Origin of the sequence: Niallia sp. HCP3S3_B10, assembly GCF_052064465.1 — a bacterium.
GTDB classification, from domain to species: domain Bacteria; phylum Bacillota; class Bacilli; order Bacillales; family Cytobacillaceae; genus Niallia; species Niallia hominis.
Genome location: NZ_JBQHVO010000001.1, coordinates 13736 through 27424, shown reverse-complemented (window position 1 = coordinate 27424; position 13689 = coordinate 13736). Strand labels below are relative to the sequence as shown.

Sequence of the window (13689 nt, the reverse complement as noted above, 5' to 3'; positions counted from 1 at the left end):
CAACATCCTTGCCTAAATATTAGGATAAGAAATTTCCTCTAGTTGATAAATGAAGGCTTTAGCTTGTTCAAAATTATCCTCATTTACTTCATATATTGAGAGAATCTCTTGTGTATCCTCTTGGCCAAAATATTCATTTACGACAGCATGATAGGATGCGGCCCATGTTTCAGGACTATAATCTTCAAGTACCAATGGATAAAGCAAAAAAAATTGTCGATCCATTAACATTTTAATATTTTCGAATAAAACGGGATCATTACTTTCAACATAATCAATCAGAAATGTCATTATCTTTTTATATTGATCTTGCTCTTTAATATCCTTTAAATTGGTTGGCTTTACGGTTATGGTTCGAGTAAATTTATGAATCACTACTTCTTTGTCATAATCCTGCTCTCGCAAAATATTAATTAACATCGTTTTTAAAAACGGGTTTTTTTCGTCCTCCTGAAGAAACTGTTTTACTTGTTCAATAGAAGCTCGGATGTTTTGACTAGACATTTTAGCAATAAGAAGCATTTGTTCCTGTGGATCTTCTAATTCCATTAATCTCTCCGTTTCACCCGTAGTTTCTTCCATTAAATTATCCTTTTCTGTTAGTGGAGAAGACTCTGCCATTTTTCTACTAAAAGTAAGCATTTTTGAAAAGTGCTCGATTTTATTGGCAGGAATTTGGTGATCTTCTAACAATACTTCAATCGTTGAAACAATTTCTTCATATTCATGTAGCTGCACAAGGATCATGATATATAAGTCCAACACATGTATATAGTCACCCTGTCCCTCTTTCAGCATTTCTTTTGCTAAGTATTTTGCCGGTTCCAATAAACCTAGCTCGTAATAAGACAGAATTAACCCAATGTTAATTTCACTATGAAAAGGATTTCTCTCTTTTGCTTCCTCTAGATAAGCAATTGCTTCTTTATATTGCTTATCTGAAATGGCATCTAAGCCCTTTTGTAATAAACGTTTATCTAAATCGGGAAAAAAAATAACATTATCTTTTTTTTCCTGCTCCCGTTTCTTCATCCTTTTAACCGCCTATACATTCTTTTTGTTGCTAGTGTAGCTTTTTTTCTATTTAGATGCAACCTGAACTTTTCATTAACTCTTGATAATAATGAAAATGTTAAATTTAATTTTATAATGAAGTAATAGTAATCATTTTAACTATAAAATAGGCTCAAAAGAAAAAAACCTTTAGAAAGGCAGGAAAGCACCTGTTTTCTAAAGGTTATCTAAGCGAAGTCAACTGCTAATTTTGTGTAACAGACTTTTCATAATCTGCTATTTTATCACTGTACTGGATCGTAATTTCAATTTCATCCCAGCCGTTAGTCAACATTTTTTTCCAATATGGATGGATAGTAAATGTTGCAGTAAAGCCCTGATCATCTTCTACTTTTTCCTCTTCTAAATTAATATGAAGAAAATAAGGTTGATTTTGGGCTTCCTTTAAAAGATACTCCACTTCTGCTGTAGGTAATTGAATAGGAAGCATTCCATTTTTCAAACAATTTTGATAAAAAATATCTGCAAAGGATGGAGCAATAACGACAGAAAACCCAAAATCCTGAAGAGCCCATGGTGCATGCTCTCTGGATGATCCACAACCAAAGTTTTTATTAGCGATTAATATAGAAGCTCCTTGATTTTCAGGATAGTTCAACTCAAATTCTGGATTTGGTTCTCCATTTTTCAAATAGCGCCAATCAAAAAAAGCAAATTTTCCAAATCCCGTCTTTTCGATGCGCTTTAAAAATTGCTTTGGAATAATCTGATCTGTATCTACATTTACTCGATCCATTGCTACTGCCTTTTCATAAAGCTTCTTAAAACCACTCACAATTGCTTCCTCCTTTACGTTGTAGCTTGTAATTCTACATTCATTTTTCGGATATCAACAAATCGTCCATATAATGCTGCAGCAGCAGCCATCGATGGACTAACTAAATGAGTTCTGGCACCGGCTCCTTGCCGTCCTTCGAAATTTCTATTTGAGGTCGAAGCACAATGTTCCCCACTTGGAACCACATCATTATTCATACTTAAACACATACTGCAACCTGCGTCTCTCCATTCAAAACCAGCTTCTACAAATAGCTTATCCAGTCCTTCTTCCTCTGCCTGTTTCTTTACTTTTTGAGAACCTGGGACAACTAGTGCCCTCACTCCTGGATATACCTTTTGGCCTTTAATAACACTCGCTGCTTGTCTTAAATCTTCTATTCTGGAATTTGTACAGGAACCTATAAACACATGCTGAATTGCAATATCGGTAATGGCCATTCCTTCTTTTAGCCCCATATACGAAAGCGCACTATGTAGGGCACGACGATCTGTTTCGTCTTGATAATTTTCTGTTGCTGGAATTTTTCCATCTACTTTTGCAGTCATAGATGGGTTTGTACCCCAACTAACCATTGGCGCAATATCATGACCATCAATCGTAATAACTTTATCGTAGGTAGCATCTTCGTCCGAAACTAAGCTACGCCATTCTTGTACTGCTTTATCCCAGTTTTCTGGTGCGTGTTTTCTTCCTTTTAAATAGGAGAAGGTCGTTTCATCTGGACATATTAACCCTGCACGGGCTCCGCCTTCAATGGACATATTACAAATAGTCAATCTTTCTTCCATTGAAAGATTACGAATTACATCCCCTGTATATTCAATAACATGGCCAGTACCAAAGTTAACTCCATATTTAGAAAGTATATAAAGAATAACATCTTTCGCATTGACACCATGAGCAAGCTTACCGTTGACCTCTATTTTTAATGTTTTTGGTCTAGTTTGCCATAAAGTTTGTGTAGCAAGAACATGCTCTACTTCACTTGTGCCTATTCCAAAAGCAAGGGCTCCAAAAGCTCCATGGGTCGATGTATGACTATCTCCACAAACGATTGTTTTTCCTGGCTGTGTCAATCCAAGCTCTGGGCCTATTACGTGGACAATCCCTTGTTCAGGACTATCTAGCCCTGCTAAAGGAATATTAAATTCTAAGCAGTTTTTTTCGAGAGTAGTCATCTGGTTTAACGCGATTTCATCATCTATTTTATAACGGTTAAGTGTTGGAACATTATGGTCCATCGTTGCAAATGTACGATCTGGTCTTCTTACTTTCCGATTTTTCATTCTTAATCCAGAAAATGCTTGTGGAGAAGTAACTTCATGAACAAGATGCAGATCAATATACAATAAATCTGGCTTCCCTTCTTCTCTATGCACTATATGTTTTTCCCAAATTTTATCGATAATGGATTTCCCCATTACTTTGCCCTCCAATCCATTTCTTTTATTTCCTTTTTGTAGATTAAAGGGCTGTCAAATTATTCTTTTGACAAGCCCATAAACATGTTTCTTTCTATTATTAGTCCCCTATATCCCAATTACTGCCGCTCTATCTTCTCTTTTTTATATAGCATGTGTCGATGCTACTAACTCGAAAATTTCTTTGTTAACAGCTTCTACCATTTCATTTGTAGAAACAATTTTACAATTTGGTGAAAGAATATCCCTTGTTCTATATCCTTTATTCAAGACATTATTTACAGCCTCTTCTATTACTGTTGCTTCTTTATCTAGCTGAAATGATAATCGTAGCATCATGCTTGTCGATAATATCGTCGCTAATGGATTGGCAATATTTTCTCCTGCAATATCTGGTGCAGAGCCATGGATCGGTTCATATAAATATGGCCCCTCTTCTGATAAACTGCTTGAAGCAAGCATCCCTAATGAACCTGTTAAGACAGATGCTTCATCACTCAAAATATCGCCGAACATATTTTCCGTAACGATGACATCAAATTGCTTTGGATTTCTAATAAGCTGCATTGCTGCATTATCTACAAGCATATGCTCAAGCAAAACATCCGGATATTTCTCTGCTACTTGATTTGCAATCTCTCTCCATACTCTACTAGTCTCCAAAACATTTGCCTTATCAACAGAAGTAATCTTTTTTGATCTTGTTTTTGCGACTTCAAATGCTTTCTCGATGACACGCTCTATCTCTTCATTTTTATATTGCAGTGTATCTACAGCACCTGGCTTCCCATCTATTTCTCTACGTTCGCTTGGTGTCCCAAAATAGATGCCTCCTGTTAACTCACGCACAACAATCAAGTCCACACCTTCAATAATATCTTTCTTTAGAGGGGACGAGTCAGCTAAACTTTCGTAACAGGTTGTCGGCCTCAGGTTCGCAAACAAGTTCAATGCTTTTCTGATTTTTAATAGTCCTTGCTCCGGACGTTTTTCAACAGGAAGAGAATCCCATTTCGGACCACCTACTGCCCCTAATAAAATGGCATCACTATTTTTGCATATCGTAATTGTTTCATTAGGTAATGGAGTCCCTGTTTTATCTGTCGCACATCCACCTATATCTGCATAAGTTAATTCGAACTGATGGCCATATAAAGTTTCAATTGTTTGCAAAATTCTGACTGCCCCAGCAACTATTTCAGGTCCAATTCCATCACCTGGCAATACAGCGATTCTTTTGTTCATCTTCATTCGCTCCCCTATATCAAAGGCTTGGTTTTCAGACCTTAAAGCCTACACTTTTTCCAAAAATTGTTCTTTTGCAAGAATAGCTCTATTAATAGCATTTATATATGCTTTAGCGGATGCTATTAAAACATCTTGATCCAATCCTCTACCTGTACTTTCTTTTTGGTCATATTGCACTCTTACAAATACTTGAGCTAAGGCATCTCTACCTGCACCTAATGATTGTATTCGATAATCATTTAGCGTTACTTGACCAGAAATAGACATTTCAAGTGTGTTATACAGCGCTTCTACACTTCCTGATCCTGTGCCATGTTGAATGATTAATTCATTTTTCGGCCCAGAAAGCTTAACGACCGCATCTGCTTCATTATCATTTTTATGTTGAACCTTAACCTCAACTAATTCATAATACTTCTCTTCCTTAGCAAGCTTGTTCTCTAACACAATAGCAATAATGTCTTCATCAGAGATTTCTTTTTTATGGTCTGCCAAATCCTTAAAGGCAATAAAGAGATTCTTTACATCCTCTTCCTTTACCTGAAGCTCTAGTTCTTGCAGCTTTGTTTTAAATGCATGGCTGCCTGAATGCTTTCCTAACACCATATTGTTATTGTTCACATAGCCAACAAGTTCTGGAGAAATAATTTCATAGGTAGTTTTCTCCTTAAGAACCCCATCCTGATGAATACCAGATTCATGCGCATATGCATTGCGACCAACAATTGCTTTATTCCCTGGTACTACCATTCCTGTTAATTCACTAACTAAGCTACTTGATCTACTAATCTCTTTCAGATTAATTCTTGTTCTTTCCTGATAATGATCATTTCTGATATGAAGCGCTACCACAATTTCTTCCATCGAAGCATTGCCTGCTCTTTCACCTATGCCATTAATAGTGCATTCTACTTGTGTTGCTCCATTTTCAATGGCTGCCAGTGAGTTAGCTGTGGCCATCCCTAAATCATCGTGACAATGGGTTGATAAAGAAACTTTATCAATGGATGGAACATTATTTTTTAAATATTGAAAAACTTCTCCGTATTCATTTGGCGTAATATACCCTACAGTGTCTGGTATATTTATTATTTGTGCTCCAGCTTGAATTACTTCTTCGATTATTTCTGCTAGAAATGGAAGTTCCGTGCGACAAGCATCCTCTGCACTCCATTGTATGACAGGAAATCTTTTAGCAGCATATGCAACAGCTGAAACCGCTCGCTCCACAACTTGTTCTTTCGATAGTTTCAACTTATATTGTCTATGAATGGGGCTTGTTGCTAGAAAAACATGGATTCTTGGTTCTGCCCCATCTTTTAAAGCTTCCCAAGCAGTATCTATATCCGATGTTACTGCCCTTGCTAGACCAGTAACAGAACTATTTTTTATCGTTCGCGCAATTTGTTGAACAGATTGAAAATCACCTTTAGAGGCAGCAGGAAAGCCTGCCTCTATGATATCTACATTCAACTTTTCTAACTGTTCAGCAATTACCAACTTCTCTGCCAAATTTAAATTAACACCTGGCGATTGCTCCCCATCTCTTAATGTTGTATCAAATATCTTAATTTTTGCCACTACCCACCACTTCTTTCTTCCTAGAGCTTTTAACAAATGGCATCATTGCACGCAATTCTTTTCCGACCTTTTCAATTAAATGCTCACTTTCTCTGTCATTAATCGCATTAAATACTGGTCTATTTGCTTGATTTTCTAAAATCCAGCCTTTAGCAAATTTCCCTTCTTGAATATCTGTAAGTACAGCTTTCATTTCTTTCTTCACATCTTCTGTTACAATACGTGGCCCTGTTACAAAGTCACCCCATTGTGCTGTATCAGAAATGGAATATCTCATTCCAGCCATTCCATCTTCATACATTAGGTCAACAATTAATTTCAACTCATGCAAACACTCAAAGTATGCTAATTCTGGTTGATATCCTGCCTCTACCAATGTTTCAAAGCCTGCTTTTACTAGTGCTGTCAACCCTCCACAAAGAACCGCTTGTTCACCAAATAGATCCGTTTCTGTTTCTTCTTTAAAAGTCGTTTCTAATGCACCGGCACGTAATGCTCCAATTGCTTTTGCATATGCAAGAGCAAGTTCTCTCGCTTCACCAGTAACATCTTGATAGATTGCAAATAATGCTGGAACTCCTGCTTCTTGTTCAAATGTTCTTCTAACAAGATGACCTGGGCCTTTTGGAGCAACCAATAAAACATCACTCTCACTTGGAGGAACAATTTGACTAAAATGAATGTTAAATCCATGCGCAAACATTAAAGCTTGATTTGTTAAATTTGGTTTAATTTCTTCATTGTATACTTTTGTTTGCAACTCATCTGGAAGTAAAATCATGACAATATCAGCCTTAGCTGTTGCTTCTCCAACCGGGAATACGTCAAATCCATCTTCCACTGCTTTATTCCATGAATTTCCTTTTCTTAATCCGATAATAACATTTACTCCACTATCCTTCATATTTAAAGCATGAGCATGCCCTTGAGATCCATAACCAATTACTGCAACTGTTTTCCCCTCAAAATATCCTAAATTTGCGTCTCCGTTATAATACATTTTTGCCATTTTTCTTCTCCCTTTCGTCTGTAAAATTTAGATTTATTTAATATTAGATTTAAACGATAGAATAGTTACTTTTATGAGTTGCTGTTTTTTGAGATCCACGTGGGAATGCAGTTGTGCCAGTTCTGGCCAATTCTTTAATTCCATACGGTCTAAGCAGTTCAATAAAAGCTTCAATTTTGGTTGATTCTCCTGTAATTTGGATAACGAGACTTTCTTTACTTACATCGATTACAGAAGCCCTAAATGGTTCGATTACTGAGTATAATTCATGCCTTGTCTGCGGTGTAGCAAGTACTTTTATTAAAGCTAGCTCTCTTGCAACAATTGCTTGGTCAGTGATGTCAACCACTTTCAATATATCAATCTGCTTATTTAACTGTTTTGTTATTTGTTCAATAATTCCATCACTTTCTACATGTACAACACATGTAATTCGAGAAACACCTTCATGCTCTGTATGCCCTACAGATATACTTTCAATGTTATAATTTCTTTTCGAAAAAAGATTTGTGATTCGATTTAATACACCTGACTTATTCAAGACAGTCAAACTAATTATTTTTTTCATGGCTTCATCCCTACCATTTCATGTAATCCTTTTCCTGGTGCTATCATTGGATATACATTCTCGTTTGGATCAATACGGAAATCTAATAATACAGGTTCCCTTACCGCTAATACTTCGTCCAGAATGCTTGCAGCTTCTTTAGCAGATGATATTTGGTATCCTTTTATTCCATATGCTTCTGCTAAAGCGACAAAGGAAGGCTGAAAAGACTCCTTACTATGGGAAAAACGAGACTCATAGAAAAATTCTTGCCACTGTCTTACCATTCCTAACGCCTGATTATTAAAAATAATAATCTTAATTGGTAAATTTAATTCCCTAATTAATGCAAGCTCCTGGCTACACATTTGGAAGCCTCCATCGCCGCTAATTGCTAGAACCGTCGCTTTTGGATCGGCCAATTGTGCACCAATACTTGATGGTAGCCCGAACCCCATTGTTCCTAATCCCCCAGAAGTTACCCAACGGTTGGACTCTTTAAATTGATAGTACTGTGCAGCCCACATTTGATGCTGTCCAACGTCCGTTGTTACAATTGCTTCTCCTTTTGTCTTTTCAAAAAGCAGCTCCAATACTTGCTGTGGTTTAAGAAGATTAGACTCCTTATAGTAGTAAGGATATTCATTTTTCCAATTTTCAATCTTTTCTAACCAATCTCTATGCTCTGAATGTAGACCTTTCTGCTTAATTAACATGCTCAAAGCTTCTTTCGCATCTGCTACAATCGGGATTTTCGTTGGAATTATCTTGCCAATCTCTGCTGGGTCGATATCAATATGTGCTTTAACAGCATTCGGTGCGAAATGTGCTAAGTTTCCAGTTAAACGATCATCAAATCTTGCCCCAACATTAATTAATAAGTCTGATTCATATAATGCCATATTGGCAGCGTAACAACCGTGCATCCCTCCCATACCAACAAATAACTTGTTATCAGCTGGAAAGCCTCCTAATCCAAGAAGTGTATGGACGACTGGTATTTGTTGTTGTTCTGCATATTCAAGTAATTCAGCACTAGCTTTTGCAAAATTGACACCTGCACCTGCTAAGATTACTGGTTTTTTTGCTGCACTTACAGCTTCTGTTAATTTTCGAATCTGCAAATAATTCGGTTGTGTTGTTGGTTGATAGCCAGGAAGGTCTACTTCCTTTTCATCAGGAACACTTGAAATGGTAGCCGCAATATCTTTCGGAAAATCAATTAACACAGGACCTGGTCTTCCACTTGTTGCAATGTAGAACGCTTCTTTTATGATTCTCGGTATATCTTCAAGATTTCGAACCTGACAATTATATTTTGTTATTGGGGTCGTAATCCCTAAAATGTCGGCTTCTTGAAAGGCATCTGTTCCAATTACACTTGTTGCAACCTGACCTGTAAATACAACCAGCGGAAGAGAATCCATCATTGCATCAGCAAGTCCTGTTACAATATTAGTTGCTCCAGGACCAGATGTCGCAATTACAACTCCTGGTTTTCCAGAGATTCTCGCATACCCTTCAGCTGCATGGATTCCTCCTTGCTCGTGTCTTGGCAGAACATGAAAGATTTTAGAGTCATAAATCTTATCATATATTGGTAAGACAGCTCCACCTGGATATCCGAAAATAAATTCAACATTTTCCTTTTCCAAAGCCTGTAATAAGAGATCAGCACCAGTTAACGGTTTCACTTGGGCCTTTGTCTTTTCAAAGGCAGTCTCCTGTAACATTTGTATAACCTCCCTAAATTACTTTCCTATTACTTAATTAATTTGTATCAATAGAAGGGCTCTTTCCATGAAAAAAGCCTTCCCACCTCCAATGATTACTAATGTTTTTTAGTAATCAAAGGGGTGAAAAGGCATTCCTTTCCACGGTACCACCCTTATTCATACACTTTCGAAAAGCGTATGCACTTAATTGAACGGTTCGTTCTCTTTTGGTAACGAGTGGAAACACTCGGTTAGCTCTACTAGGATTACCTTTCAAGCTAACACTCTGAGGTGAGTTCATTTCCTATTGGTTCACCGGTTCACACCAACCACCGGCTCTCTTTGGAATCCAAAATAGAAAACTACTTATCCTCATCATCGAATTAATCTATTAATCATGTCAAACAAATTCAGTTAGTCATGGTGTCTATTTGCTATGCTAAATTAGCATGTAACATTTTGTGTTTTTCATTTGTTGAGGTTATCTTACGCTGAATTTAAACAAGAGTCAACAGTATTTTTGAGAATTGTTTGATTATTTAAACAACGAAACCACACTTAGAAAACGTTTACAATATTGCTGTATAAAGAATGCATGTACTTTTTTAATGAATTAAAAAATTTAAAAAATTCTTTTTTCGCTGAAAATATTCTAAAAAAATCCTTAATATGGTTCATTATAATAAAATAATTCTTTACTTAAAACTAATATGTAATAAAATCTTACATTGTTTTTTCATTTTGTTTCATATAATTTAATTTCAGACAAAAAAATGCAACCGCAAAAAAAGAAAGCGATTGCATTAATTAGGTAATCAAACTAAGATACCGCACATATATCATGAATCCATGATAAACGAATTTGATACGTGTTTTCTTTATCATCTTTTAAATCAATGGTTTGATCTATTAGATTTAGCTTCTGAACTTGTCCCTTACATGTTTCTAAAAAACCATTCTTATAATAATTAATAACAATTAGCCTACTTCTTCCTAATTCTTTGAGAATCATGGTGCACGTCTCCTTCTATATAATGTTAGTCATGTTCATCTATTCACATTGTTTCATCTTTTGATTATTTTACTTAAGTCTATTATACACGATAACAGTAAGCGTTTTCAAGTGTTATAAGTGATTTTCTGAACATTATTTTTCTTACTTCCATTATTCGCTATTTTATTCCTAATTATACCTTTGTAGGTGAAATAATGTGTAACTTCCATTAGTTAGGTATTAGTTAAATCATCCAAACCTTCGTAACCCGTGCGATTGTCCTTGAATGAGGATGAGTCTTAATGAAAATTAAAGAGCAGAATATTAAAATAGAAATCTTTCTATACTTACATTGCTTGTGATAAAAGATAACCAATAAAATATTAAATAGAGGATTTAACAGGAGATATTTCTCTATCATTATTCTAATATAAGGTACAACTATTTCTTTATTTTTTATGGGAAAAAAGTTTGCTAATTCACAAAAATAGGAATTTTTGTTGAGACAGAAAATCCACTGTTTATTCCCTCTGACTAGTGGGAATATAAAAAATATGCAAGAACTATTTGTTTAAAGGAGGAATAGGTATATGACAAAAAGTGTTGTAGGTATATATGATTCTCCTGAAGAAACAGTAAATGCTATAGACGAACTTCTCTCTAAAGGATATTCACCCAATCATATTTCCGTTATTACAAGAAACGAACAAACGGCATTAATTGAACAAGAAACAGAAGTAGATACTGCTACTGGAATAGAAGAAGTAGATACTGCTACTGGAATAGAAGAAGTAGAGCCAACATCCTTTTTAGATCGATTAAAGACATTCTTTTCTGACACCGATCTTAAGCCATATGAAAAGGAATTACAAGCAGGAAAATATATTGTTCTCTTAGATAATGAGGGAGAATTAGAACAAGAGAATCTAAATAAACTAAACTTCGATAATAATGAAGTAGAAGTCATGCCATCTCAAACAATGCATACCACAGTTGAACGAAAGAAAGTGGAATAAGAAAAAGATGGTGAGATAAACCTATTTTCACTTTGAAAAAACTAAGCAGTCTGAATCCATGTAGACTCCAGTTCGATTCATGGGAAAGCATATTTGAAAGTAAATAAACGATTGGTTTGGAGAGGTGAGCGTCGGAGGCTGTTAAAAAAGTTCAAAATCTTGCCAGACGACTCAAGAGCAAGCCCGATAAAGCGACGTATTTTCAGGATGTGAATAATATTACGAAAACACCTTTTTTCCATAACTAATAATAACTCCAAACGATCAAACTATGATTGTTTGGAGTTTTCTTTGGTCGTATTACTTCTCTGTCAACCCCTTTATGTAACGACAGAGGAATACTTTTTAACTACTTCTAGAAATGTAGATATATAATACATTATATTAATCCATATAAAGTGATACCACCAAAAATAATAATGATTAATCCTGATAATCGATTAATAATCGTTAAAGATTGGCCACTAATTCGATTTCTAAATAATCCTACACTACTACTTAATATTACCCACCATAAAGTAGAACCACAGAACACCCCCATCACTAAAATAACAGAAGAAATGATAGTGTTTTCTGAGTTTGAAATACCTAAACCTGCAAAAATGGCAATAAATGATAGAATGGTCATTGGATTTGTTAAAGTCAAAAATAAAACTGATACGAACGCATTTATCCTATTTTTCTTTTGAGTATCTGACTGTGTAAAACTAGCCTTAGAAGTCAACGTTTTTATTCCCAAATAACAAAGAAAAAATCCACCTATTAATTGAATCCAAAATTGATGACCAATTAATAAATTAGTAATGACAGTTAAACCAAATCCCGCAATTAATCCATAAATTCCATCCGCAGCAGCTGCTCCTAATCCCGAAACTAATCCCACTATTCTTCCATGTGCTAAAGTTCTTCGGATACATAAAACGCCAATTGGTCCAACTGGTGCTGCAATTGATAAACCAATTAGTAATCCCTTTATATAAAATTCAATAAGCATCTTACTCTCCTTCCTCTATTAAAAATTTATGTTTTTGTAACGGCATTCGAAAAGTTTCTTTTGTTGTATCCATGACAATCGTTGTCTTTGTTCTGATGATACCTTTTAAACCTTTTATCTCATGACTAATCACACGATCTAAATCCTTTGTATTTCTACTTCTAATTTTAAGTAAATAGTCATCTTCTCCTGCAATATGATGACATTCTTGAACTTCTTCTAATTTATTTACTAATTCTAAAAAAGGACCTCTATTTTTCGGATGCTCCAATGATACTGCAACAAATGCAGTTAATTCGCTCCCTACTTTTTCAGAGTCTAATAAGACACTAAAATTCTTAATTACACCTTGCTGAATTAATCGGTTAACACGTTCAGCAGTTGCTGGCGCCGACAACCCAACTTCCTTTGCCAAATCCGCCCATTTAATTCTTGAATTAGCCATTAAACATTCAATTATTTTCAAATCATAAGAATTCATCAATATACACCTTCTTTTTATAAGTTTTTTTATATTTTACTTACATTATGAAAGTTAGTCAATTAAATTTAAGTAGTCGTTCGCCTAAATCGTACTCCATTTGCTAAATTTCACTTGTAAAATAGGCTTAATCTATTACCTAAAGCAAAGAAAAACTCCCAATACGTTAAAAACCCTCCGCAAAATTATTACATTATGATAAAAGAAGGGAACGACTGTTATAGTATCTACATTTAAGATACACTAATGGTCTTGAATAGAGGAGGTAACAGAGAATTAGTTGGTTTATCAATGGAAGATAGTAAATTTCCCGTTAACTTTGGATTTACTTACTTCAAACACATATATCCTTTTGTAAAATTTGTGAATAAGAAGCACCTTTATCTTTTTATTTGTTTCCTTTTCTTCCAAAAAAAAGATGCTTCAAACCCTTAAAATAAGGATTTGAAGCATCTTCATATGGTTCAAACTTTCTCTTTCCGAACCCTTGACGTCCCAGGAGAGATTCGAACTCCCGACCGTACGCTTAGAAGGCGTATGCTCTATCCTGCTGAGCTACTGGGAGGAATACTGTCCCTTATCAGCCAAACAACAGGCATATCAAAGGTTAACACAGACTAAATTTTCACTGTCTGTCTACAATGTATTATAGTAGGGATTAGTACAATTCCCTAACAAAGTTCTATTACCTTATATCAACAGAATAACTCAATTCCTGACTAAATATCATGGTTTATCTTCTAATTCAAGTTGCAAATTTATAGCTTATTGTTGAAACAGTTCCAAACTGTTATCTAGACATTCAGCAGGTATAGTCAAAGTAAAAAA

The 13689-nt window shown here is 35.2% G+C and carries 12 protein-coding genes, 1 tRNA gene and 1 other annotated feature; of the genes, 1 reads left to right on the top strand and 12 read right to left on the bottom strand.

The window, feature by feature from the left end; all coding sequences use genetic code 11:
• Positions 1 to 12 precede the first annotated feature (12 nt).
• The 9 genes from ACTNDN_RS00155 to ACTNDN_RS00115 form a co-directional block, all read right to left on the bottom strand.
• Complete coding sequence (locus ACTNDN_RS00155; RefSeq protein ID WP_441130381.1) at positions 13 to 1032, bottom strand: tetratricopeptide repeat protein; 1020 nt, start codon at positions 1030 to 1032, stop codon at positions 13 to 15.
• 226 nt (positions 1033 to 1258) lie between these two features.
• A complete protein-coding gene (gene leuD / locus ACTNDN_RS00150) occupies positions 1259 to 1849 on the bottom strand; it encodes a 3-isopropylmalate dehydratase small subunit (RefSeq protein WP_031534703.1) in 591 nt (196 codons plus the stop codon).
• 14 nt (positions 1850 to 1863) lie between these two features.
• Complete coding sequence (gene leuC / locus ACTNDN_RS00145) at positions 1864 to 3276, bottom strand: 3-isopropylmalate dehydratase large subunit (protein ID WP_441130379.1); 1413 nt, start codon at positions 3274 to 3276, stop codon at positions 1864 to 1866.
• 144 nt (positions 3277 to 3420) lie between these two features.
• Positions 3421 to 4521 (bottom strand): 3-isopropylmalate dehydrogenase, encoded by a 1101-nt coding sequence (gene leuB, locus ACTNDN_RS00140; RefSeq protein ID WP_441130377.1) that lies wholly within the window; start codon positions 4519 to 4521, stop codon positions 3421 to 3423.
• A 48-nt stretch (positions 4522 to 4569) separates the two neighbouring features.
• Positions 4570 to 6105 (bottom strand): 2-isopropylmalate synthase, encoded by a 1536-nt coding sequence (locus ACTNDN_RS00135; RefSeq protein ID WP_031534714.1) that lies wholly within the window; start codon positions 6103 to 6105, stop codon positions 4570 to 4572.
• Complete coding sequence (gene ilvC / locus ACTNDN_RS00130; RefSeq protein WP_031534716.1) at positions 6092 to 7114, bottom strand: ketol-acid reductoisomerase; 1023 nt, start codon at positions 7112 to 7114, stop codon at positions 6092 to 6094. Before ilvC ends, ACTNDN_RS00135 begins: the two co-directional genes overlap by 14 nt.
• A gap of 49 nt (positions 7115 to 7163) precedes the next feature.
• The gene (gene ilvN, locus ACTNDN_RS00125; RefSeq protein ID WP_031534718.1) at positions 7164 to 7682 is read right to left on the bottom strand and encodes an acetolactate synthase small subunit; all 519 of its coding nucleotides are present in this window, start codon (positions 7680 to 7682) and stop codon (positions 7164 to 7166) included.
• Entirely contained in the window at positions 7679 to 9394 is a 1716-nt protein-coding gene (gene ilvB / locus ACTNDN_RS00120) for an acetolactate synthase large subunit (RefSeq protein ID WP_031534720.1), read from the bottom strand. The genes ilvN and ilvB overlap by 4 nt, the downstream gene beginning before the upstream one ends.
• A 116-nt stretch (positions 9395 to 9510) precedes the next feature.
• Positions 9511 to 9764, bottom strand: a binding site (T-box leader).
• 432 nt (positions 9765 to 10196) lie between these two features.
• Positions 10197 to 10388 (bottom strand): YolD-like family protein, encoded by a 192-nt coding sequence (locus tag ACTNDN_RS00115; protein ID WP_031534722.1) that lies wholly within the window; start codon positions 10386 to 10388, stop codon positions 10197 to 10199.
• A gap of 572 nt (positions 10389 to 10960) precedes the next feature.
• Here ACTNDN_RS00115 and ACTNDN_RS00110 point away from each other — a divergent pair.
• A complete protein-coding gene (locus tag ACTNDN_RS00110) occupies positions 10961 to 11386 on the top strand; it encodes a general stress protein (protein ID WP_441130374.1) in 426 nt (141 codons plus the stop codon).
• Positions 11387 to 11765: 379 nt separating this feature from the next.
• Here ACTNDN_RS00110 and ACTNDN_RS00105 read toward each other — a convergent pair whose 3' ends face one another.
• The 3 genes from ACTNDN_RS00105 to ACTNDN_RS00095 all read right to left on the bottom strand — a co-directional run bounded on the left by ACTNDN_RS00105 (position 11766) and on the right by ACTNDN_RS00095 (position 13425).
• Positions 11766 to 12380 carry a LysE family translocator gene (locus tag ACTNDN_RS00105; RefSeq protein ID WP_441130372.1) on the bottom strand — a complete coding sequence of 205 codons (615 nt, stop codon included), beginning with the start codon at positions 12378 to 12380 and terminating at the stop codon, positions 11766 to 11768.
• 1 nt (position 12381) lies between these two features.
• Positions 12382 to 12861, bottom strand: a complete 480-nt coding sequence (locus ACTNDN_RS00100; protein WP_235247797.1) for an Lrp/AsnC family transcriptional regulator — start codon at positions 12859 to 12861, stop codon at positions 12382 to 12384.
• A gap of 491 nt (positions 12862 to 13352) precedes the next feature.
• Positions 13353 to 13425: transfer RNA gene (locus tag ACTNDN_RS00095), tRNA-Arg, on the bottom strand.
• Between the last annotated feature and the right edge of the window lie 264 nt (positions 13426 to 13689).